22 protein-coding genes are annotated in these 22,931 nt (G+C 66.0%); 7 read left to right on the top strand and 15 right to left on the bottom strand.

Features of this window, described 5'->3' with window-relative positions; all coding sequences use genetic code 11:
- The first annotated feature begins 9 nt into the window (after window positions 1–9).
- Both NO366_RS12705 and NO366_RS12700 read left to right on the top strand, forming a co-directional pair.
- Entirely contained in the window at window positions 10–1,068 is a 1,059-nt protein-coding gene (locus NO366_RS12705) for a DNA-methyltransferase (RefSeq protein WP_256531162.1), read from the top strand.
- Window positions 1,069–1,304: 236 nt separating this feature from the next.
- Complete coding sequence (locus NO366_RS12700) at window positions 1,305–2,036, top strand: helix-turn-helix domain-containing GNAT family N-acetyltransferase (protein ID WP_256531161.1); 732 nt, start codon at window positions 1,305–1,307, stop codon at window positions 2,034–2,036.
- 146 nt (window positions 2,037–2,182) lie between these two features.
- Here the strand turns inward: NO366_RS12700 and NO366_RS12695 are convergent, their stop codons facing one another.
- The gene (locus NO366_RS12695) at window positions 2,183–2,371 is read right to left on the bottom strand and encodes a hypothetical protein (RefSeq protein ID WP_256531160.1); all 189 of its coding nucleotides are present in this window, start codon (window positions 2,369–2,371) and stop codon (window positions 2,183–2,185) included.
- Between the two features lie 231 nt (window positions 2,372–2,602).
- Between NO366_RS12695 and NO366_RS12690 the strand changes: the two genes are divergently transcribed.
- On the top strand, window positions 2,603–3,781 hold the full coding sequence (locus NO366_RS12690; RefSeq protein WP_256531159.1) for a redox-regulated ATPase YchF: 1,179 nt from the start codon (window positions 2,603–2,605) through the stop codon (window positions 3,779–3,781).
- A gap of 95 nt (window positions 3,782–3,876) precedes the next feature.
- Window positions 3,877–5,565 (top strand): thiamine pyrophosphate-binding protein, encoded by a 1,689-nt coding sequence (locus NO366_RS12685; protein WP_256531158.1) that lies wholly within the window; start codon window positions 3,877–3,879, stop codon window positions 5,563–5,565.
- Between the two features lie 71 nt (window positions 5,566–5,636).
- On the opposite strand, the gene NO366_RS12680 is transcribed toward NO366_RS12685, so the two are convergent.
- From NO366_RS12680 to NO366_RS12650, 7 genes are all read right to left on the bottom strand, one after another.
- On the bottom strand, window positions 5,637–7,031 hold the full coding sequence (locus tag NO366_RS12680) for an FAD-binding oxidoreductase (protein WP_256531157.1): 1,395 nt from the start codon (window positions 7,029–7,031) through the stop codon (window positions 5,637–5,639).
- 166 nt (window positions 7,032–7,197) lie between these two features.
- Window positions 7,198–7,482, bottom strand: a complete 285-nt coding sequence (locus NO366_RS12675) for a translation initiation factor eIF-1A (protein ID WP_256531156.1) — start codon at window positions 7,480–7,482, stop codon at window positions 7,198–7,200.
- 259 nt (window positions 7,483–7,741) lie between these two features.
- Window positions 7,742–8,602 (bottom strand): UbiA family prenyltransferase, encoded by an 861-nt coding sequence (locus NO366_RS12670; RefSeq protein ID WP_256531155.1) that lies wholly within the window; start codon window positions 8,600–8,602, stop codon window positions 7,742–7,744.
- 148 nt (window positions 8,603–8,750) lie between these two features.
- The gene (locus NO366_RS12665; protein WP_256531154.1) at window positions 8,751–9,872 is read right to left on the bottom strand and encodes a pyridoxal phosphate-dependent aminotransferase; all 1,122 of its coding nucleotides are present in this window, start codon (window positions 9,870–9,872) and stop codon (window positions 8,751–8,753) included.
- 266 nt (window positions 9,873–10,138) lie between these two features.
- Window positions 10,139–10,369: a hypothetical protein gene (locus tag NO366_RS12660; RefSeq protein WP_256531153.1), complete on the bottom strand. Its 231-nt coding sequence runs from the start codon at window positions 10,367–10,369 to the stop codon at window positions 10,139–10,141.
- A gap of 151 nt (window positions 10,370–10,520) precedes the next feature.
- Window positions 10,521–11,384: a 2-oxoacid:ferredoxin oxidoreductase subunit beta gene (locus tag NO366_RS12655; RefSeq protein ID WP_256531152.1), complete on the bottom strand. Its 864-nt coding sequence runs from the start codon at window positions 11,382–11,384 to the stop codon at window positions 10,521–10,523.
- A complete protein-coding gene (locus tag NO366_RS12650; protein WP_256531151.1) occupies window positions 11,381–13,138 on the bottom strand; it encodes a 2-oxoacid:acceptor oxidoreductase subunit alpha in 1,758 nt (585 codons plus the stop codon). Before NO366_RS12650 ends, NO366_RS12655 begins: the two co-directional genes overlap by 4 nt.
- Before the next feature lie 324 nt (window positions 13,139–13,462).
- On the opposite strand from NO366_RS12650, the gene NO366_RS12645 reads away from it, so the two are divergent.
- Window positions 13,463–14,098, top strand: a complete 636-nt coding sequence (locus tag NO366_RS12645) for an FAD-dependent oxidoreductase (protein ID WP_256531150.1) — start codon at window positions 13,463–13,465, stop codon at window positions 14,096–14,098.
- Between the two features lie 34 nt (window positions 14,099–14,132).
- On the opposite strand, the gene mce is transcribed toward NO366_RS12645, so the two are convergent.
- The gene (gene mce, locus NO366_RS12640; protein WP_256531149.1) at window positions 14,133–14,516 is read right to left on the bottom strand and encodes a methylmalonyl-CoA epimerase; all 384 of its coding nucleotides are present in this window, start codon (window positions 14,514–14,516) and stop codon (window positions 14,133–14,135) included.
- Window positions 14,517–14,712: 196 nt separating this feature from the next.
- Between mce and NO366_RS12635 the strand changes: the two genes are divergently transcribed.
- The gene (locus NO366_RS12635; RefSeq protein WP_256531148.1) at window positions 14,713–15,003 is read left to right on the top strand and encodes a hypothetical protein; all 291 of its coding nucleotides are present in this window, start codon (window positions 14,713–14,715) and stop codon (window positions 15,001–15,003) included.
- A 112-nt stretch (window positions 15,004–15,115) separates the two neighbouring features.
- On the opposite strand, the gene NO366_RS12630 is transcribed toward NO366_RS12635, so the two are convergent.
- Window positions 15,116–16,801, bottom strand: coding sequence for an acyl-CoA mutase large subunit family protein (locus NO366_RS12630; protein WP_256531147.1), 1,686 nt, complete (start codon window positions 16,799–16,801; stop codon window positions 15,116–15,118).
- A 174-nt stretch (window positions 16,802–16,975) separates the two neighbouring features.
- Window positions 16,976–17,560 (bottom strand): GNAT family N-acetyltransferase, encoded by a 585-nt coding sequence (locus NO366_RS12625; RefSeq protein WP_256531146.1) that lies wholly within the window; start codon window positions 17,558–17,560, stop codon window positions 16,976–16,978.
- Window positions 17,561–17,762: 202 nt separating this feature from the next.
- Here NO366_RS12625 and NO366_RS12620 point away from each other — a divergent pair, with 202 nt between their 5' ends.
- Window positions 17,763–19,763 carry an AMP-binding protein gene (locus NO366_RS12620; protein ID WP_256531145.1) on the top strand — a complete coding sequence of 667 codons (2,001 nt, stop codon included), beginning with the start codon at window positions 17,763–17,765 and terminating at the stop codon, window positions 19,761–19,763.
- A 52-nt stretch (window positions 19,764–19,815) separates the two neighbouring features.
- On the opposite strand, the gene NO366_RS12615 is transcribed toward NO366_RS12620, so the two are convergent.
- The 4 genes from NO366_RS12615 to NO366_RS12600 form a co-directional block, all read right to left on the bottom strand.
- On the bottom strand, window positions 19,816–20,109 hold the full coding sequence (locus NO366_RS12615) for a hypothetical protein (protein ID WP_343217303.1): 294 nt from the start codon (window positions 20,107–20,109) through the stop codon (window positions 19,816–19,818).
- A 258-nt stretch (window positions 20,110–20,367) separates the two neighbouring features.
- Window positions 20,368–21,297: a DUF7983 family protein gene (locus NO366_RS12610; protein ID WP_256531144.1), complete on the bottom strand. Its 930-nt coding sequence runs from the start codon at window positions 21,295–21,297 to the stop codon at window positions 20,368–20,370.
- Between the two features lie 156 nt (window positions 21,298–21,453).
- Complete coding sequence (locus NO366_RS12605; protein WP_256531143.1) at window positions 21,454–21,957, bottom strand: YciE/YciF ferroxidase family protein; 504 nt, start codon at window positions 21,955–21,957, stop codon at window positions 21,454–21,456.
- 151 nt (window positions 21,958–22,108) lie between these two features.
- On the bottom strand, window positions 22,109–22,918 hold the full coding sequence (locus NO366_RS12600) for a hypothetical protein (protein ID WP_256531142.1): 810 nt from the start codon (window positions 22,916–22,918) through the stop codon (window positions 22,109–22,111).
- Window positions 22,919–22,931 lie beyond the last annotated feature (13 nt).

Raw genomic sequence — 22,931 nt, 5'->3', positions numbered from 1 at the left:
GAGTGCATCGTGGAGACGACCCACCGAATCGTCGTCGGCGACGCCCGGTCCCTCGACTCGATCGACGACGAGAGCGTCGAGCTGGTTGTGACCTCGCCGCCGTACCCGATGATCGAGATGTGGGACGACCTGTTCGCCGAGCTGGACCCGGCGATCGGATCGGCACTCGACGAGGGGGACGGTCGGGAGGCGTTCGACCTGATGCACGACCAGCTCGGCCGGGTCTGGGACGAGGTCGAGCGCGTCCTCGTCGACGGCGGGATGGCCTGTATCAACGTGGGGGACGCGACGCGGTCGGTCGACGATCGGTTTCGCGTCTACCAGAACCACGCACGAGTCACCGCCGACTTCGAGTCGCGCGGCTTCGATCCCCTCCCGGACGTCCTCTGGCGGAAGCCGACGAACAGCGCCGCCAAGTTCATGGGCAGCGGAATGCTGGCGCCGAACGCCTACGTCACGCTCGAACACGAGTACGTACTCGTCTTCCGGAAAGGGGCGGAGTCGCGGTCGTTCGAACCCGGTGCCGACCGACGGTACGAAGCGGCGTACTTCTGGGAGGAACGCAACCGCTGGTTCACTGACCTCTGGACCGACCTGACGGGTGAACTGCAGACGCTTCCCGACGAGGGTGAGCGAGAGCGCTCCGCGGCGTTCCCGTTCGAACTGCCGTACCGGCTGTGCTGTATGTACAGCGTCTACGGCGACACGGTTCTCGATCCGTTCTGGGGGACGGGGACGACGAGTCTGGCGGCGATGTGCGCCGGTCGATCGTCGGTCGGTGTCGAGCTGGACGAGGGGTTACTCGACGTGTTCGCAGAGCGGGTCGCGTCGGTCCGGTCGATGGCCGCCGACGTCGGCCGACGCCGCCTCGATCGCCACCGCGAGTTCGTCTCGGAACGGCGAGCGAGCGGCGAGTCGCCCGCGTACGACGCACGGCACTACGATTTTCCGGTGACCACGAAACAGGAGCGCAACCTGCTCTTGTACGACGTCGAGTCCGTCGAACGAGCGACGACGCCCGCCGGCCGACGCTACCGACTGACACACGAACCCCTGTCGGAGGGATGACTGACGCCTGACGGGACTGTGCAGGTCCCACGGTACCGTCCGTCCCGATACCACGTCTCACTCACACTCCATCCCGTAGCGGGGTGTCAAATAGAGTGGCCACGTCGGCGCCACGCAACTGACGCACGACCGTCTTGGTAAGGGACGGTTCCGTCGTACTCGCCTCAGGCCATTCCGTCGAATTCCCGGTGCCGGGGCTGCCAACAGTTAAGTAGTGGTGCGAGTTATCGTTACCCATGGCATTTGTCGACACGCTCGAGTTCGGACACGACGATCGGAGGGCCATCTACCAGTACGTCGAGCGCCACGGGACGGCAACGATGGACGAGCTCGAGGATGAGCTCCCCGTCGATCCCGGCGGGCTCAGACACCACGTCGCGATTCTAAAACGAGACGGCTACCTGGAAGCGGACGGCGATCACTACCACGTCGCGCTCGACGCCGGCGCCGAGGAGGAGTACGCGAGTGGCGAGGTTACCTTCCACATTCGCCCGGCACGCCAGGTCGATCTCGCGGGCGTCGTCGGCGCGATCCGGCAGGTCGCCCGGGAACGGCGCTACATCGTCGCCGAGTCCGTGGCCGACGAGATCGACCACCAGGACGCACTGCTCAGACACAACGAACTCGAATCGCGGATGTTCTTCGTCGCGACCGTCGCCGACGAAGTCGTCGGCTGGGTGCACATCCACGCGCCCGAACTCGACAAGCTGAGTCACACCGCCGAACTCACCGTCGGCGTCATCGAGGACTACCGCGGCCACGGCATCGGCTCGCACCTGCTGGCCAGGGGGCTGGAGTGGGCCGGATCGAACGGCTACGAACGGGTCTACAACAGCGTCCCCTCGACGAACGACGTCGCGATCGAGTTCCTCGCGGAACACGGTTGGGAGACCGAAGCCGTGCGCGAGGGCCACTACAAGATCGACGGCGAGTACGTCGACGAAGTGATGATGGCGGTCAGCCTCTGACAACCGTCCACGACTACCGTCGCGGGCTATCTACTGGCCATTGTGTAACCGATAGCACCGGCATCTTGACAATCAACGTACAAATACGCACGAGTGCAGGCATCGTTCGGCGGCACAGGTCGACGGGCGAACAGGTCCACACGGACTCACTCGGTCACGATTGAAAGTGCCAAAAACACGCAGATACCGACGAGAATACTAACGTACTCGTACCCCCCGAACCCTATTTCGCTCAACAACAGCCCACTCAGAGCCATCGAAAAGAGGATACCGAGCAGGTAACAAACGCCGATCCGCCACTCTTCGAAGCCATCACGCTCGCCGCCACTGGCCACGGACGAGATCCGACCCAGTCCGGCATAGCAGTTGCTATCTTGCACATACCGGTATGCGTGTATTTTCGATCCGGGTTCGGACGGTCGTTGCTACCTCTCCGAGTTGGACGTCACGGCGAAAACGCTATTTCTGCCTCCGTCCGGTCCGCCGTCTCACCGCTGTCCCGACATCGGGCACCGACAGATCTCGCGGACCGAAAGACAATTCTCCGCCTCCCAGCAAGGAGGGGTATGCTCTCGATCGCGCTTGCCGGGAAGCCGAACGCCGGCAAGTCGACGTTCTACACGGCGGCGACGATGGCCGACGTGGACGTGGCCAACTACCCGTTCACGACCATCGACGCCAACCGAGGGGTGAGCTACGTCCGAACCGAGTGTCCGTGTCTCGAACGCGAGGAGCGCTGTAACGCCGACAACTGCGAGGACGGCAAGCGCTACGTCCCCGTCGAGTTGATCGACGTCGCCGGTCTCGTCCCCGGCGCCCACGAGGGGAAGGGTCTCGGCAACCAGTTCCTCGACGCGCTGACGAACGCGGACGTCATCGTAAACGTCGTCGACGCCTCCGGCGGGACGACCGAGAAAGGCGAACCCGTCGACGTCGGCACGCACGATCCACTCGAAGACATCGACTTCGTCGAGGAAGAGATGGACCTCTGGCTCGCCGGCATCGTCGATCGCAACTGGGAAGGCGTCGAGCGTGCCTCCCGCTCACCCGACTTCGACCTGGACGACGAACTCGCCGAGATGCTCTCGGGCTTCGGTGCCGGCCCCACGGAGATCGCGACGATACTTCGAGACCTCGAGTACCCCGACGACCCGATCCAGTGGGACGACGCACACCGCGAGAATCTGGCCCGCGAGGTCCGCGCGACGACCAAACCGATCGTCGTCGCCGCGAACAAGATCGACATTGCCCCACAGGAGAACGTCGAGCGCCTGCTCGACCTCGATAAACCCGTGATTCCGACGACTGCGGAGGGCGAACTCGCCCTCAGACGGGCCGCCGAGAACGACCTCGTCGACTACGACCCGGGCGACGAGACGATCGAGATCGGCGAGGGCGTCAGCGACGCCCAGCGCGACGCCCTCGAAGAGCTCGCCGACACGATGGCCGAGTGGGGTGGCACGGGCGTCCAGGCCGCATTCGACTACGCAATCTACGAGCTACTCGACCACCTCACCGCCTACCCGGTCGAGGACGCCTCGAAGTGGTCCGACGGGAGCGGCAACGTCCTCCCCGACGCGTTCTTGCTCCCCCGCGGCTCGACGCCGGTCGACCTGGCCTACGCCGTCCACTCCGACATCGGCGACGGCTACCTCCACGCCGTCGACGCCCGCTCCTCGCGCGAGATTTCCGACGAGTACGAACTCGAAGAGGGCGACGTGATCAAGATCGTCTCGACGGCCTGAGTGGCTTCCGTCGAGTGCGGCCGTACCACGCTCGACTCCGATCACCGATGCCATCGACGCGTACCTTGATGTAATTTCGCGCCAGACGGTAGCCCATGACGATGGACACCGGCGCCGACCTCTTCGTCGACGCCCTCGAACGCTACGGCGTCGAGTACGTCTTCGGCAACCCCGGAACGACGGAGTTACCGGTCATCGACGCGCTCGGCGAGAGCGACGTCGAGTACGTCCTCGGGCTCCACGAGGACGTCGCGGTCGGGATGGCCGGGGGATACGCCCAGACGCGCCGCTACCACGCACACCACGACCCAGACGTCCTGCCCGTCGGCGTGGTGAACCTCCACATCGCTCCGGGGCTCGCCCACGGACTCGGGAACCTGTACGCGGCGAAGATGGTCGGCGCGCCGCTGGTCGTCACGGCAGGCAACCACAGCACGGACTTCCGCCACGAGGAGCCGATCCTCTCCGGCGAACTCGCCTCGATGGCCGACCAGTTCTGCAAGTGGTCAGACGAGGTGTTAGACGTGGACGCGCTGCCGACGATGCTCCGACGGGCGTTCCGCGTCGCGCTCGAACCGCCGACGGGCCCCGTCTTCCTCGGTCTCCCGCTCGACGTGACGATGGCCGAGACAGACGACGAGCCAGAGCGCCTCGGGCGGATCCCGACCGCGGGGCCCGGCGATCCGGACGCGATCGAGCGGGCAGCGGACGCGCTCGTCGAGGCCGACAATCCGATCGTCGTCGTCGGCGATCACGTCGCCCGCGCGGGCGTCGACGCCGTCCAGGCCGCGGTCGATCTGGCCGAGGCGTCGGGTGCCCGCGTCCACGGCGAGATCCTCTCCTCCGAGGTGAACTTCCCGACCGACCACCCGCAGTGGATCTCGCACGTCCCGCCGGACGAGGACCTCGCTTCCACGCTGCTGTCGGCCGAGACGATCCTGTTCGCGGGCTGTTCGACCAACACCACGCTCACCCGCCACGAAGAGCCGCTCGTCCCCGACCACGCGACCTGTCTGCACGTGAGCGACGCCGTCTGGGAGGTCGGCAAGAACCAGCCGGCCGACGTCGCGGTGGTCGGTGATCCGGGGCAGGCGCTCGCGGCCGTCGCCGATCGCGTCGCTGAGCGACTCCCCGAGGCGGTCCGCGAGGAGCGTCTCGAGTACGTCGACGCCGTCTCCGAGATGGTCGAGGCACAGATGGCGACGATGACGAGCGACGAGCAGCCAGACGACCCCCGCGCCTCGAAGGCCCAACTCGTCGACGCCATGGAACGGGTCGCCGGTGACGCGTTCGTCGTCGACGAGGGCGTCACCTCGAAGTACGCGATGCTCACGCGCTGGTCGTTCGAACCCGAACAGTACATCTCGAACAAGGGAGGTGGACTCGGCTACGGCCTCTCGGCCGCGGTCGGCGCCGCCATCGCCGAAACCGATCGCGACGACCCTCGGGACGTGGTCGGCTTCGTCGGCGACGGCTCGTACCTCTACTACCCACACGCGATGTACAGCGCCGCCCGATACGACCTCGATCTGACCGTCGTCGTCTCGGACAACCGCAACTACCGCATCCTGAAGAACAACACGTTGGACCTCATGGGTGGCGAAGAAGCCGACTACGAATTTCCCGGGATGGACTTCGATCCGCCCGTCGACCTCGTCGCCAACGCCGAGAGTCACGGCGCACGGGGAACGCTCGTCGAGACGCCCGAGGAGATCGAGCCAGCCCTGAGAGACGCGCTCGCTCGCGACGGTCCGGACGTCCTCGACGTGCTCGTCCACGACTGATCAGAGTAGCCCCTGTCCCAACTCGACCACACCGATCACTCGTCACTCGCCGGATCCCGAACCCGCTCCCCTTACTCCGACTCCGGAAAGATCTTGCCAGGGTTCAGCGTACCAGTTGGGTCCAGCGCGCGTTTGATCGATCGCATAACGTCGACGGCACCGTCGCCGTGTTCCGGTTCGAGATACTCGCGTTTTCCCTGACCGATGCCGTGTTCGCCCGTGGCTGTCCCGCCCAGTTCGATCGCGCGCTCGACGATCGCGGCGTACAGTTCCTCGCCGCGCTCGACCTGGTCGGGGTCGGACCGGTCGACGAGAACGCTGTAGTGGAGATTACCGTCGCCGGCGTGGCCGAAGCAGGGGACGAGCAGGTCGGCCTCGTCGGCCAACCGCTTCGTCTCGCGGACGATCTCGGGATAGGCGCTGATCGGGACCGTCACGTCGCCCGGGTGGAGCGGATCCAGATCGGCGTCGTAGCTCGCGACGGCGTAGGCGAGGTCACGTCGCGCCGCCCAGAGGTCCGCCATCTCGGTTTCGTCCCCGTCCGTCTCGAAGCGATCGAGGGCGTATTCGTCGAAGATGGACCGGCAGAGGGCGATCTCCTCGTCGACGCCGTGGTTCGCGTGAAACTCGAGGAAGACCATGGGCGCGTCCGGAAGGTCACTCCCCTGGTACGCGTTCGCCATCCGGGCACTCAGCCCGTCGACGACTTCGATGCGGGCGACGTCGACACCAGAGCGGACGGCGTCGGAGACGGCCGCGGTCGCCGCGTCGAGCGTCTTGAAGATGGCACGCGCCCCGCGTTTCTGTGCCGGTCGTCCGGCCAGTTCCAGGGTGGCCTCCGTGACGACCGCGAGCGTCCCCTCGCTACCGATCAACAGGTCGGTCAGGTTGTACCCACTTGAGGTCTTCACCGCTCGCGAGCCGGTCCGGATCACCGTCCCGTCTGCCAGCACGGCCTCGAGACCGAGGGTCCAGTCGGCCACTTCGCCGTACTTCACGGTCTGCATGCCGCTCGCGTCGGTGGCGAGCATGCCGCCGATCGTCGAGATGTCTCCCGACGAGGGTAGGGGCGGGAAGAACAGGCCGTCGCTTCCGACGTGCGCGTCGATCGCCGAGCCGATAACTCCCGGCTGAACGTCGATCTGGAAGTCGTCCGGCCGGTAGTCGACGACCGCGTCCATCCGCGTCAGGTCGAGACTGACACCGCCGTGGGCCGGCACCGCGTTCCCCTCCAGACCGGTCCCCGCCGCGTATGGCGTGACCGGGACGCCGCGGTCGGTCGCTGCGGCGAGGACGACCGAGACGTCGGCGGTCGATTCGGGGTAGACGACGGCGTCCGGGAGCACACCCTCGTCGAGCTGGGAGGCACCCCAGTCGGCCGCGTGGGATTCGCGTCGCCCCTCGGCGACCGACACCTGCTCGTCCCGGAGGTCGAGGTCCGTGAGAAACGCGACGTCGTGCGTCATACGTGAGCGTCGCACATGTGACGTAAAAACGTTTCCGCGGCCGTCACCGTCGCGGGCGCACGGACAGAGACGGGACCGAGGCTCGGTTTCTATCGGGTCGGAACACACCGAGGGGACGGGCGGCGCGTCCACTTCGGGCAGAGAGAGACGAAGAGAATCGGCTCGATCAGTCGATGTGGCCTTCGCGGCGCAGCTGCGTGGCGTCCTGGCTGGTGTATCGCCACTCGATGGTCGCCTTCTCGTCCTGCCAGTCCCAGGGTTCGGCGACGACGACGTCGTCCTCTTCGATCCAGGTGCGGTACTTCATGCGACCGGGGATGCGTCCGAGCCGTTCGACGCCGTCGGCGCACTGCAGTTGCACGTGGTTGCCGCCCAGGTGGTCGGTGACCACGGCGAACACTTCGTCGTTCGAGGGCATGCGGAGGTTCCGCCGCCCGGATTCTTCACTCATACGGTATATAGATCATCGCGTCGTATAAGTGGACGGGAGGAACGGTAGCATATGACGAGGGAGTTCGAGGATGGCGACCGGTCGCTGGAATGGACACGTCGGTAGTGGACACCGAGCGGAAATGACCGACAGTAGGCGACCGGGTAGCATACTCGGCGGGCGAGACAGCACAACCCGAGGTGAGTTCGGCAGCGAGGCCGGACTTCGAGGCGTCGGTCAGGCAGTTGCCGTCGGTCAGTGACCCGAGCCACTCGCGTCCTCACAGGACGCTCGCGAGCGGTTCGAACCAGACTGCCGCGACGAGGACGGCGAGAAAGACGTACGAGCCACGAATCAGTAACATCGTGGCGAGTTTCGGCGGTGCCCGATGGGCGGCGATCGCGACCAGCGCGAGGGAGAGGACGGCAGCGACGCTCCCCGGCGGGAACAGTCCAACGAGTGCGAACGCGAGGCAGATCGCGAGGCCGACGCTGATCACCGCGTACGCCAGGGCGACGGCCCGATCGGGTCCCAGAACCACCGCAACCGTGCGCTTTCGGATGGTTCGATCGTAGGCCACGTCGGTCGTGTCGTCGACGATCTTGATCCCCGTCAGTACGAGTACGAAGACGAACGCGAACGCCATCGCGAGCGTCGAAACCGCACCGGTCTGGGACGCGTACCCGCCCAGGATCGCCACCCCGATTCCCGCGGGGTAGCCCATCGTCGCCCCGATCGGGTGGACGTCTAACTGCGGCGCGTGGAGGTACGCGATCACCCAGGTCGGCAGGGTCAGGACGGCGGCGAGGAGGGTGACGTCGACGGCGAGGACGAGCGTGGCACCCGCGAAGAGCGTCGTCGCCCCGACGAGGCCGAACCGGCAGCCGGCGACGGTGAGCGGGTGATCGTCGTCCTCGCCTCGGACGTGGTAGTCGACGTAGCCGTCCTTGACGTGCGCCGTGTAGACCGCCGCGAAGATCGCCACGGCGTGCACCGCAGCCGGGACGAGCTCGAAATCGGTCGTGAGGACGGCGCCGAACAGCGACGCCGCGACCGGCGGCAGCATGAACACCGGGTGAACCTGCGACGCGTACGCCCGGATGTCGGCTCGGACGCCCGAACCGTGGCGGGAGACGGCCATAGGCATCTCCACCACGGACGCGAACAAAACCGTCGGGGGTCGACCGAGTCGGTGAGAACGAGCGAGCCTCGACGCCACGGCCGCGAGACTCGCCTCAACGCGTCGGCTGCTGGGCACGCATCGATGCGAATCCCCGGCTCGAGTCGCGTTACCGGACCGCCCGCGTCGCCGCGTCGATGATCTCCAGGGCCTCCTTCAGTTCTTCCGTCCCGGTCGCGTACGAGAGACGAGCGTACCCCCGACCGTTTTCGCCGAACGCCTCGCCGGGAACGACCACGACGCCCCGGTCCAGTACCTCGTCGCACCAGCCCTCGGGCACCTCCGGCATGGCGTAGAACGCGCCCGACGGGGTCGGGACGGAGAGGCCGGCGTCCTCCAGGCCGTCGACCACCAGGTCGCGGCGCTCCTCGAAGGTGGCGACCATCTCCTCGACGGGGTCCTGGGGCCCGGAGAGAGCCGCTTCGGCGGCGTACTGGGCGGGTGCGGAGGCACAGGCCTGGACGTACTGGTGGACGCGAAGCATGCGCTCGATGCGACGGTTCGACCCCGTGACCCAGCCCAGTCGCCAGCCGGTCATCGAGTACGTCTTCGAGCAGGCGCTGACGGTGACGACGTTGTCCGTCTCCGCGTACGCCATCGGCGAGTGGTGCTCGCCGTCGAAGACGATGTGTTCGTACACCTCGTCCGAGATGCAGAGCACGTCGTGTTCGTCGGCGATGCGGGCGAACTCGCGCACGTCGTCCTCGGAGGCGACCGCCCCCGTCGGGTTACCTGGGCTGTTGACGATGAACGCCGCGGTGTCTTCCGTGATGGCGTCCTCGACGGTCGCGGGGTCGAGTGTCAGATCCTCGCGCACAGGGACGGGGTTGGGGTCGCCCCCGGCGATAGTGGTGAGCGCATCGTACGCGACGAAACCGGGATCGGGAAAGATGACCGCCTCCCCCGCGTCGACGTGGGCTTCGAGTGTGAGGTGAAGCGCCTCGCTCCCGCCGGCCGTCGCGATGACGTCACCCGGATCGACAGAGAGTCCGTACTCGCGGTCGTAGGCGCCGGCGATCGCCTCACGGAGTGCGGGTATCCCCTTGTTTCCCGTGTAGGGATCCGCCTCGTGTGACTCGATCGCCTCGACCGCGGCCTGCGAGGCGTGCTCGGGCGTCGGGAAGTCCGGCTGCCCGAGGCCGAGGTTGATGTCGTCATCCCCGGCCGCTTCGAACACCTCGCGGATGCCACTGATCGAGACGTTTTCGACTCGTGTCGAGAACTCCGTCATACTCGACAGGGTGGACCGAACCCTCATAACGCTTGCTGGTGTCGACGAGTGACGGCCCGATTCGCTCGACGACGCCCGACGCGAACGACTGTGGCTGTCCCATTACGGACGAGTGGCTGTTCCGTTACGGACGAGCGGCTGTCCCATTACGGACGACTGCGTCACCTCAGTCACCGACGGCTATCGCTTCCGTCCCGGACGACTCGCTCTGCGTGGCGTCGTGGCGCTACAACCCGGGGATCGTCGGTGCGTCGGTCCTCGGGCCATCACTCAGACGTCTCGACGACTCGCGTCGCACCGGAACGGGGGTCGACGTGTACTCGTACTCGACCGTCGGCCGTCGTCGCCGGGACGATCCACGTCGATCGGGTCTGGTGGGGCACCGCGGCGTCGATCGACTCGTAGCCGGCCGATTCGAGTGCGTCGATCGCACGTTTCGTCGCCGCATCGACGGACGGTACGGTCCTCGTTGGCGGGTGTCGGTGAGCGGTAGTCATCGTCCCTCTACGTAGATCTATGCTACCACCACCCATGAACTGGTGTGACGGTTCCCACTCGACGGGAGACGAGTCGGTCGGGACGGTGTGAAACCGAGTCGAGACCTCCTCGAACGTCGCTGTAGCGTCGAAGTCCGCGAACGGAAAGCGGTCAGTAGAACTCCCGAACGAGGTCCATGGCGTCCTCGGGCGCGCCATCCGGAATCTCCGACATGTTATCGCCGAGGCCCTGTTGCTCGCCGTAGGAGACAGACTCGTCGTCCTGGTAGAGGATACCCTGGTACTCCTTGTCGGCGTCGAGGATGACCTCCTCCGCGGCCTCGTAGTCGGTCGGATCGTGACCCTCCTCCTGGAGATCGACCAGCGTATCACGGAAGTAGTCGTACGTGTCGACGTCGTTGAACGTGACGCACGGGCTAAAGACGTTGACGAAGCCGAAGCCGTCGTGTTCGATCGCAGCCTCGACGATCTCGGTGTGACGCATCGCGTCGGACGCGAACGACTGGGCGATGAACGTCGCACCCGACGCCAGCGCCAGCGCTAGCGGGTTGACCGGCGGCTGCTGGGGGCCTTCGGGGGTCGTCGACGTCTCGAAGTCCGATCGAGAGGTCGGCGACGCCTGGCCCTTGGTCAGTCCATAGATGCGGTTGTCCATGACGACGTAGGACATGTCGACGTTCCGTCGAACGGCGTGGATGAAGTGACCGGATCCGATCGAATAGCCGTCGCCGTCGCCGCCAGCGACCATCACCTCGAGATCGGGACGGGCCATCTTGACGCCGGTGCCGACCGGCAGAGCGCGCCCGTGTACGCCGTGGAGCGCGTAGCTGTGCATGTAGGTCCCGATCTTGCCGGAACAGCCGATACCGGCGACGACGAACGTGTTGTCCGGGTCGTTCCCCGTGTTCGCCAGGGCTTTCATCATGCCGTTCATGGTCCCGAAGTCGCCGCAGCCGGGACACCAGGTCGGTTGCTTGTCGGACTTGAAGTCGGTGAATCGGACGTCTGAGCTCATTGTGCTGGCACCTCCGTGGAGAGTTCCGCTTCGATGTCGTCCGCGAGTTCGTCCGCCTTGAAGCGGATACCTGTGTACTTGTTGATCCGTTTGACTCGCGTCAGCGTGTCGTGTTCGATAACGTCGGCGAACTGCCCCGTGGCGTTGCACTCGACGACCACGACGTCGTCGGCCGCCTCGATGTCCTCTGTGAGGTCGGGCCGCGGGAACAGGTACGGTACGGACAGGACGCGGACCGAGACGTCACGCTCTTCGAGGAGGTCGAGCGCCTCGATGAGAGCACCTTCGTTCGAGCCCCACGAGATGACGAGGTCGTCGGCATCCGGGTCGCCGAACTCGCGGTAGTCCCAGTCCTCTTCGGCCTTTGCGGTCTCGACCTTCCGGTTTCGTTTGTCGACCTGCTGGACGCGGACGTCGGTGTCCTCCGTCCGGCGGCCGAGTTCGTCGTGTTCGAGGCCGGTGCTCATGTGGGCCCCGTCGAGGGTCCCCGGGAGGGCACGCGGGCTGACTCCGTCGTCGGTTGCAGCGTGAGCGCGGAATCGACCCTCGTCGTCGAGCCACTCCTCGACTTCCTCGTCGGAGACGATCTTCCCGCGGTCGATCTCGACGGCGTCCATGTCGAAGGCCTCGGGCGGGAACGTCTGTTCGGTGACCGACATCGCGAGGTCGGAGACGAGGAACACCGGCGTCTGATACGTCTCCGCCAGGTTGAACGCCTCGACGGTCTTCCAGAAACACTCGGTGACGGTCGTCGGGGCGACGACGAATCGCGGCACCTCGCCGTGGCCGCCGTAGAGCACCATGTTCAGGTCGCCCTGTTCCTGTTTGGTCGGCATCCCCGTCGACGGGCCCGAGCGCTGGACGTCGGCGATGACGAGCGGCGTCTCACTCGTAGCGACCAGGCCGAACGTCTCGGTCATCAGGTCGATCCCGGCACCGGAGGTCGCCGTCATCGAACGGGCGCCGCCGCGTGCCGCGCCGAGGGCCATGTTGATCGCCGAGAGTTCGTCCTCGGCCTGGACGACGTGACCGCCGTAGTCGTCGATCCGGCCCGTCAGGTACTCCATGATAGACGTCGCGGGAGTGATCGGGTAGCCGGCGTAGAATCGGCAGCCGGCGGCGATAGCGCCCATCCCGATGGCCTCGTTGCCGTTCAGCAGGACGTAGTCCTCGTCGGTCGTTTCGAGGTCGTAGCCGAGGTGGTCTAGGTCGTACTCCTCGCGGACGTGGTCTCGACCGAGCCGGGCGGCCTCCTTGTTGTTCTCGACGATCTTCGAGCCTTTGCCGCCGAAGCGCTTCTCCAGGGCCTCGTCTAAGTACGCGACGTCGAACCCGGTGATCTCGCAGGCGGCACCGAGCGCGACGACGTTACGCATGATCGCTCCACCGGCCTCTTCGGCCAGCGTCTTCAACGGGACGTCCACGGCGGTGACCTCGTCGGGAATCTCCGCCTCCCAGGAGCGCTCACCGTCGTAGATGACGGCGCTGCCGTCGTGCATTTCGTCGAGGTTCTCGTCGATAGTGCGCTGGGTGAGCGCGACGAGAATGTCGAGGCGGTCGACGACGCTCTGTACGTCGTCGACGGACGTTCGGATCTTGTAGGCTGTGTACCCCCCGCGGATGCGCGAGGCGAAGTCCTTCGAGGTGAACACGTGCCGTCCAGCTCTGGCGAGCGCCTGGGCGAAGATCTTGCCGGTGGAGTCGATACCGTCCCCGGCTTCTCCGCCGATGGCCCAGTTGAGATCCGCTGGCATATTCTAGCGGCCCTTGCCCGGGGGAGAGGAAAAGGCTTCTGAAACCCCCACTGACTGACCGCACGAGAGAACGGTTACACCACCGATTTAGTCCAATATCCCTGGGGAGCGAAATGGAAATAGGGGCGGAGTGGAGACGGCACGTTCGACGGCGACGACGAGATGGTCGGGAATGGGGGTTTCGGACGGGTACCGTACTCGACGGAAACGGGCCGGGGCGTACCCGAGGACGGTATGTCGGTGGAATCGTCCGATGGTGTACCCGACGGATGCCGGACCGTCCGAGAGGAGAACCCATATGGCCCCGTCCCTCGAAACGCGGATATGAACGCGACAGTCCCGATCAGCGGGATCGAGGAGGTCGGCCCGAACACGATCGCACTCGCCCTCGAAACGCCCGACGGATTCGACGCGCGGCCGGGACAGTTCGTGCTCGTTCGCGCGACGCCGGACGACGAGGAACTCGCACGTCACTACACCCTCTCCTCGCCCACCGTCGACGAGACGTTCGAGATCACTGTGGGCATCGATCCGGCGGGAGACCTCTCACCGTGGCTGGCGGAGCGAACGCCCGGCGACGACATCGAGATCGAGGGCCCGTTCGGCGAGATCGCCTACGACGGAGCGGGCGACGTCGTCACCGTCGCCGGCGGTCCGGGCATTGGGCCGGGCGTCGCCATCGCCGAGGCGGCACTGGCACACGGTCACGACGCGGTCGTGATCTACCGGGACGAGCAGCCGGCCCACGAGGATCGGCTCGATGTCCTGGAAGAGGCGGGCGTTCCGGTGACGATCGTCGACGCCGGCGACGGCGCACGCCTCCGTGACTCGATCGCCGAACACGTCGACGATGGCCAGGTGTACGCCTTCGGTTTCCGCGACTTCGTCACGACGGTCGCCGACGCGATCGAGGACGCCGGCGGCGATCCGGACGACGCCATGATCGAAAATTTCGGGTGACCGGGAAGCGCGGTCGAACGAACGGTCGCGACGATCAGTGCTCGACGAACTCGATCAGAATGCCGCCGGTGTCGGCCGGGTGGAGGAAAGCGACGTCGTGGCCCCAGGCGCCGGGCCGTGGCTCTTCGTCGACCAGGCCGATGTCGAGTTCACGGGCGACTTCGAGCGTACCGGCCGCGTCCTCGGTCTCGAACGCGAGGTGGTGGATCCCGGGGCCGTGCTCCTCGAGATACGTGGCGATAGTCCCGCTCCCGGTCGGTTCGAGCAGTTCCAGATAGCCACCCCCGACGTCGAGAAAGACGACGCGCATCCCGTCGAACGTCTCTTCGTGGGCCACCTCGAACCCGCAGAGGTCGCCGAACAGGGCCGTCAGTTCGGCCGCATCCTCGGTCGCGATTCCGGCGTGATCGAAACGCATCGTCGGGTGGATCGGGCCCGAATTGGTGAGAGTGTTGCGTTCTGCATCGACCCGGTCAACAGTGTCGTCGGTCCGAGCAGCACTATTGAACGGGCGCGGACGCCAACGACTGCCATCGTCCTGGGGCTCGGCCCAGCATGAATTCGACCCATCAGTTGTCGTACGGGACACGGGTGCGAGAGCGAAGGGCGACCACGTGGACGTCACGATCCGCTCCGTCTCCGGATTCGTCTTTCTGGGTACGTTGGTCACCCTGTACAGTTCGATTCAGATCGTGGCAGAGGGACAGCAGAAGGCGTTGTACGTCTCTGAGGACTTTGGCACCGTCCGTGCGGAGGGTTACACCATCGTCCCGCCGTTCGTTTCTGAAACCGATCCAATCGATCAGGAAACCATGACGATCGAAACCGACGGCGATCGGGTCGACGTGCCCGCCGAGTTCGAAGCCGACGTTCGCGATCGGTCCACAGGACGGACCGAACACTGACTGGCGGTCGCTGGCGAACGTCGAGCATCCATCCAGAGCCTGGGCTCGTCCAGGGGTATCCTGTCGGGCCCGATCGTCACCGCGAGTCGAATTCCCGTCGCCAGCAGGTCGGTCAGACCGCGCCGCCGCCCTGGTACTCGCCGAACTCCTCGCGGAGGACGTTGCAGATCTCGCCGACCGTGGCGTGGGCCTTCACCGCGTCGATGATACCGGGCATCAGGTTGTCGGTGCCGCGAGCCGCCTCGCGAACGGCTTCGAGGGCCGCCTCCGCTTTCTCTTCGTCACGCAGTGCACGCGTGTCCTCCAGGCTGTCGATCTGGCGCTGCTGGTCTTCTTCCGTGACCTCCTGAACGTCCATCTCCGGCTCTTCGTCCTCGATCTCGAACTCGTTGACGCCGACGATGATCCGCTCTTTGTCCTCTATCTCGCGCTGGCGGTCGAACGCCGTGTCCTGGATCTGGCGCTGGACCCACCGGGACTCGACGGCCTCCAACATCCCGCCGCGGTCGTCGACCTCGTCGAGCAGGTCGTACGCGTCGGCTTCGACCTCGTCGGTGAGGCTCTCGACGTAGTAACTCCCTGCGAGTGGGTCGATCGTGTCCGCGGCGCCGGACTCGTGAGCGAGGATCTGCTGGGTGCGGAGGGCGGTGCGGACCGACTCCTCGGTCGGCAGGGCCAGCGCTTCGTCCTTGCCGTTGGTGTGGAGGCTCTGGGTCCCACCGAGGACCGCCGCGAGCGCCTGGTAGGCCACCCGGACGACGTTGTTCTCGATCTGCTGGGCCGTGAGCATCGAGCCCGCCGTCTGGGTGTGGAACTTGAGTTGCTTGGACTTGGGGTTCTGCGCGTCGAAGCGCTCCTCCATGATGTCGTGCCACATCCGACGGGCGGCGCGGAACTTCGCGACCTCCTCGAAGATGTTGTTGTGGCCGTTGAAGAAGAACGAAAGTTGCGGGGCGAACTCGTCGACGTCGAGGCCGGCGTCGACGGCCGCCTCGACGTACTCGATTCCGTTTCCGAGGGTGAAGGCGAGTTCCTGCGCCGCAGTCGACCCGGCTTCACGAATGTGGTAGCCGGAGATGGAGATGGTGTTGAAGTTCGGCGTCTCCTCGGCGCAAAAGTCGAAGATATCCGTGATGATCCGCATCGAGGGTTCCGGCGGGTAGATGTAGGTGTTTCGCGCGATGTACTCCTTCAGGAGGTCGTTCTGGATCGTCCCGCGAAGCTCCTCGCGGTCGACGCCCTGTCGGTCCCCGACGGCGATGTACATCGCGAGCAGTACGCTCGCGGGCGCGTTGATCGTCATCGACGTCGAGACCTCGTCCAGCGGAATGCCGTCGAAGACGGTGAGCATGTCGTCTAACGAGTCGATGGCGACGCCCGCCTTCCCGACCTCGCCGGCGGCCATGTCGGCGTCGGAGTCGTACCCCATCTGCGTCGGCAGATCGAACGCCATCGAGAGGCCGGTCTGACCCTGGTCGAGCAGGTAGTGATAGCGCTCGTTCGTGTCTTCCGGCGTCGAGAAGCCGGCGTACTGGCGCATCGTCCACAGTCGGCCTCGATAGCCGGTCGAGTAGACGCCACGCGTGTACGGCGCTTCGCCCGGAAACCCGAGATCGGCCTCGTAGTCGGTATCGGCCACGTCCGCCGGCGTGTAGAGCCGGTCGACCGTCTGCCCGTTCGTGTCCGTCGTGAACGTCTCCTGTCGTTCGCCGAACCGGTCGACGACCGGTCCGGCCGTCTCCTCGCGCCAGTCGTCCGCAGCCTCGCGGATCGACTCGAGGTCGTCGGGATCGAACATGGTCTGACGAAAGGAGGCGACGGGGCTTGAAGGTTGAGAATCGAACGAGCGTCGCGCCGGAATCGGACGCCACGTGCTCGGGATTGCGACGGCGCGGACTCGATCAGGCGCCGGCGTTACGACCGATCGTGACCGTCTCCGTCGCAGCCGGCGGGACGCCCCGACGACCAGGACTCACCGCCCGGTGTCGTACTTGTACGTGGCCGTCTCGGGGTCGATACCGAACTCCTCGGGAGCCGTTTCGTCGTCTCCTGTTGCGTCTTCCTTGCTGGCGGTTTTGAACGCCTCACGCAAGCGATCCGGCACGTGGAACCGGTCGACGGCGACGCGGAGCGGGGTCGCGTCCGGATCGACGCCGTCGCGTTTGGCCTCGAGGCGTCGCTTGAGGGTATCGGGAAGCGCGTCGCGATCGATCGAATCGAATCCGAACTGCGCGAGGTAGGGACCGACGCTCGTCAGGGCGTAGACGGTCTCGAAACCCTCGTCACCGGCGTACTCGACCAGCCGTTCGACGACGTGCGCGCCGACGCCTTGGCCGCGCCACTCGGCGAGGACGCCGATGCTGGTCAGCTCACAGATGGAGTCGCCGTCGTCCGGGCGGTGGATTCGAATCCGGCCGAAACCGGCTTTCTCGTTCGAAACCTCGTCGATGGCGACCACGTAGTCGCGCGAACGGAACGCAGTCGCGTCGAGCCCGAGTTCGTCGATCCGGTCGAGTAACCACACCTCCTCCCGGTTCTTCGCGTCCCGTACGTACATACCGACTGGTAGCTCATCCAAGACAATAGGGGTTGCCCCCGCGTCATCGCGTACGTCGTCGACGACCGGACCCGCGTGCACCGTCAGCCGACAGCCGACCTCACGGCAGACCGCCGGCCCCACAGACAGATTCGACGACGACTCGCGGGGGAGACTCACGCGATGAGAAGCAATTTTGTGGTTTCCGCCTGAACGCTTCGCCATGGAATCACTCGAGGACGTATCGGAAGTCGCGTACGAACCGTCACGGGAGTTCGTCGAATCGACGAACGTCTGGGAGTTCATGCAGACGTACGGTATCGAGGACTACGACGAGCTGATCGAACGGACGACGACCGACCTCGACGGCGCCGACGACAGCGGGGTGGACTGGTTCTGGGACGAGGTCGTCGAGTACCTCGGGATCGAGTTTTACGAGGAGTACGACGCCGTCAGAGACGACAGCGACGGGCCACAGTTCACCGAGTGGTACCCCGGCGGCGAGCTCAACGTCGCGCACAACACGGTCGACCGGTGGGCGGACGTGGACGAACCGACGCGTAACACCGTCGCGACCATCTGGGAGGGCGAAGACGGCGAGGTCAGGGAGGTTACCTACCACGAGCTGGCCCGTCAGTCGAACCAGGTCGCGAACTACCTGGAGTCGGTCGGCGTCGAGACCGGCGACACAGTGGGCCTGTACATGCCGATGGTCCCCGAGGTCGTCTCGATCCTCTACGGCGCCTTCAAGGTCGGCGCTATCGTCGTTCCGATCTTCTCCGGCTTCGGCGTCGACGCGACCGCGACCCGGATCGCAGACGCAGAGTGTTCGGTGCTGTTCACCGGCGACGGGTTCTACCGGCGAGGCGGCGAGATCACGCTGAAAGACGCCGCCGACGAGGCGATCGACGAGGCGGGATACGTCGAGCGCACGGTGACGGTCCAGCGCCTGGGCCACGAACCAGGCGCGGACATGCCCTGGGACGACGAGCGAGACGAAACGTGGACCGACGCCGTCACCACCCAGGACGACGGGTACCGGACGAAATCGCTCGACGCAGACCAGGAGTCTATGCTACTTTACTCCTCGGGGACGACTGGGACGCCGAAGGGCATCGTCCACACCCACGCCGGCGTGCAGGTCCAGTGCGCCAAGGAGCTGTACTTCGGGTTCGATCTGAAGCCGTCCGATCGATTCTTCTGGGTCTCCGACATCGGCTGGATGATGGGGCCGTGGACGCTCATCGGCGTCCACACGTTCGGCGGTACCGCGTTCATGTACGAAGGTGCGCCGGATCACCCCGAACCAGACCGGTTCTGGGAGATGATCGACCGCCACGACCTCACCCAGTTCGGGATCTCGCCGACGGCGATTCGTGCCCTGCGCAAACACGGTGACGAGTGGCTCGACGGCCACGACCTCTCCTCGCTGCGAATCCTCGGGTCGACCGGCGAACCCTGGGATCCCGAGTCCTGGCGCTGGTTCGCAGAAAACGTCGGCGGCGGCGAGGCGCCGATCGTCAACATCTCCGGCGGGACCGAGATCTGCGGCTGTTTCCTCATGCCGATGCCGATCACCCCGTTGAAGCCCTGTACCCTCGGTGGACCGGGCCTCGGCATGGACATCGACATCGTCGACTCGACGGGCGAGTCGGTCGCCGACGATCACGAGCGCGGCTTCCTCGTCGCGCGCGACTCCTGTCCCTCCATGACCAAGTCCCTCTGGTCCGGCGACGAACGATACCTGGAGGAGTACTGGTCGAGCTGGGACGACCTCTGGGACCACGGCGACTGGGCCCAGCAGGACGAGGACGGCTTCTGGTTCCTCCACGGCCGCGCCGACGACGCCCTCAACGTCGCCGGTCGCAAGGTCGGGCCCGCGGAAGTGGAGGGGGCGCTCATCGACCACCCGGCAGTGAACCAGGCCGCCGCCGTCGGCGCGCCGGACGACACGACCGGCACCGCCGTCGTCGCCTACGTCATCCTCGAACCGGGGTACGACGAGACCGACGACCTCCGCGAGGAACTGCGCGCACAGGTCGGCGAGGAACACGGGAAGCCGTTCCGCCCGCGCGAGATCCTCTTCGTCGACGCCTTCCCCAAGACCCAGTCGGGCAAGATCATCCGCCGCGCGATCGAGGCCACCTACACCGGCGAGAACCTGGGCGATATGAGTAGCATCGAGAACCCTGGAGCGCTCGAGGCGCTCGACGAAGCGCGATAGCGCCCTTCTGCCGATTTCTCTGGGGAGCCGTCGACGGGAACGAACCGTACACTCAGACGCCGACGAGTACGGCCGATGCGTCCGCCACGATCCCGCGAATCGTGCGATCGAACGCCAGGACGATCACGTTGGTGAACACGAAGAAGACGTACAGCCCGACCGTCGAGAGGAGGAACGCCAGATCGATCGGATGCGAGAGGGAGTGACCGACCGCGACGACGATCCCCGCGTAGGTGGCTGCGGCGAGTGCAACGCCCGGGTATCCGAACAGTTCGTAGAAAAGTACCGTGATCGGGTTCAGTTCCTTCGCGTACGGGGCGACGATCAGCAGCACCGCCGTCGTCATGTCGACGAGCCACAACAGGTGAAAGGAGCGCCGAAGCCATCGGGAATTGGGCGGGTCGAGGTGGTGACTGGCCAGTCGCTGTACGATTATTCGACGGTCGGTAGGGCGGACCGTCGATAGCGCCTGTGCCTGCACATGTCCGGTCTCACGGTCGCGAGAGAGAGAGAGAGAGAGAGAGAGAGAGAGAGAGAGAGAGAGACGTTTCGGGAGCGGGATAGACCCTCGTTCGGGCAGCGGGACAGACCCTCAGCGGACAACTCAGCTAGCACCGATCGCGGCTTCGATCCGCGATTCGATGTCCGCGAGTTCGTCTCTGAGTTCGTCTCCCGCTTCGCCCTCCAGGTCGGCGAGTTGGTCGCGAACCCCAGCGAGGAGTTCGTACTTCTCGTCCTCGTCGACGCCGGTCTTCTGGACGTAGACACTTTCCTCGACGTCGTAGACGGCCGACTCCTCGAGGTCGGTGACCGACAGGACGACGTCCAGTTTCTCCCCGTCGATCCCCGTCACCCACTCCCGCGGAATGTCGTGTTCGTCCAGCGCGTCGAAGACGGTCGCCTCGTCACGGAGCGATCGGCGTTCTCGCGTCGTCCGCCTGACGGTCCCGAAACGACCGTGGAGTTGCTGATCCGGGCCGAGTCGATCGAGGAGTTCGTCGCGAAACCGCTTGCGGAGCCGACCCGCTCCACGCTGTACGTCCGAACTGAGTACGTAGCAGTCGCTCAACGCCGTCGTCTCCAACTCGCCGGGCTCCCCGACGTCGAGCCGTTCTACGTGCTCCGCGAGGAGGATGGCGTCGTCGTGGAGCCGTTCCGGCGGCCGTCGCGCCTCGGCCGGCGAGACGAGGTACGGACTCTCCCCGGGTGTCGCGCGCTCAGGGTCGACCACGACCTCGTCGCCGACGACCGTCACGGCGGACGAGAGCGTCAGCGCGGCGACGTACGGTTCGACGCCGGGTTGCAGGTGTTCGACGCGTACCGGGTGGTCGTCGAGTCGCTCCGTGAACAGGTCGAACTGCTCGCGAAGGAGGGAGCGCTCCTCCCCGCTGTCGGCGATCCGGATCGCGATGCGATCGTCGTCGATCGAGTCGACGGCGAATCGGCGGCCCGACACGGGCGTCTCCAGTTCCGCCCCGTCGTCCAGGGAGGCCAGTTGCGTCCGAATGTCGAGCCAGAGTTGGGCGGCGTCCATAGCCGTCCCTATCACGAATACCGACAAAAGCCGTAGGCAGGCACGTTCGACCCGAACGGGGCGACGAGCGTCGCGCTCGGACCCAGTTCGATGGGGGACATCGTCGACCGCAGCCAGTCATTCCGCCTGTGCGACCGATCGCCACCCGAGGCAGAATCAGGACGGCGTGATCCGGTCCCAGAACGACCTCATCTCCGAGGCCTCGGACATCGACTCCAGTTCCCGGAACGCCGACTCCTCGTCGTCTTTGTTGGCCTTCAACGGGTCAGTGACGGCGCTCCCGTAGTCGAGTCGATCGGCCATCAACACGAGACCCTCGTAGCCCGTCATCTCGATCCGTTCGGTCATCATGCCGCCGATCATGTAGCCCATGTCGCGCAGTCCGGGATCGTCGATCGAGTCGTCGATCTCTTCGCGCTCCTCGCGAATCCCGTCGAGCACGGCGTCCTCTGTCGGCGCCGGCGTCGACCCGATCTCGTCGAAGACCGTTTCGAGCCGGGAGACGTGCTCGCGCGTTTCGTCGCGATGGTCGGCGAACCCATCGCTCAGTGTGTCGTTGTCGGCCCGTCGGGCCATGTGGTCGAGTTCGTCGACGAGTTGCGTCTCGGCGTAGTACTGCTGGCGGAGCGTGTGTTCGAACAGGTCTTCGAGTGAGTTCATGTCGTGACACCCGCCCCGACCTGCATCGAGGAAGTCCATAGTCGCGGCCCCCGAGCGTGCAAGCGGCCTGAGTGACCGAGCGGTAGCGGCTCACAGGCCCGAACGGGCGCTTTGTACCGGACACGGCGATCCTCGTCGCCGTATACGTGAGTTAGGACCCGTCCAGCTCGACGGCCGAGAGCGGGAGTCGACGCCCGGAGATCGGTTCGGACTCATTGGGACCGAGGACGAGATCGTCCGCCGTCGGTTCGCCGGGTGTCGCCTCCATGGGCGAGAGGACGGTGACGCCGTCCGCCACGAGCGGTGCGAGGACGCCCGCGACGACCACCCGCGGGTCTGCAAACGGACCGGCCCGGGCGAACGCCGTCGGGCCGACCACGACGCGCGTCCCGGGGCCGACGTCGAACTCGGCCGCGATCGACCGCGCCTGGGCGATCGCCTCGCCGTGTGATATCGACGCTGCGGGTGCACCGGGGTCCGCATCTTTATCGCCACTGACAGTCGCGTCGACGAGCAGCGGCGTTTCGGAACCGATGTCCGTCGGCGGGAACGACGGATTCTCGCTCCAGAGCCCCGCGTCGAGGTGATGGATTTCGGGTGCCGGCGGGTCTCCCCCGTAGCAGACCCGCTGAATCGGCGCGTCGGCGTCGTACGCGTCGACGCGATCGGCGGGTGCGACGAGCGTCCGCACCTCGGGGTACCCGTCGAGCGAGGACGGCGGCTCGAACCAGGTCCGGCCCGAGAGCAACGCGGTACCGAAGAACGAGAGCAGGGCGAGCGGTCCGTCACCGACGACGCCGACGGTTACGCCGCCACGGACGCCGGTGTGTCTGAGGAAGTTCCCCGCTTTCCAGGCCGAGGTACACACCCAGTGTGTGTCGTACGTGCGGCCGGTCGCGTCGACCAGCGCCGGCCGGCCGCTCCGTCGATCACGCGTGAGAAAGTCGGCGACGGTCTCCATACGTGGCCGTCGG

The organism is Halovivax cerinus (assembly GCF_024498195.1).
In the GTDB taxonomy this organism is placed as follows: Archaea; Halobacteriota; Halobacteria; order Halobacteriales; family Natrialbaceae; genus Halovivax; species Halovivax cerinus.
The sequence above is the reverse complement of the archived record's forward strand: the minus strand, read 5'-3'. Positions and strand labels throughout refer to the sequence as shown.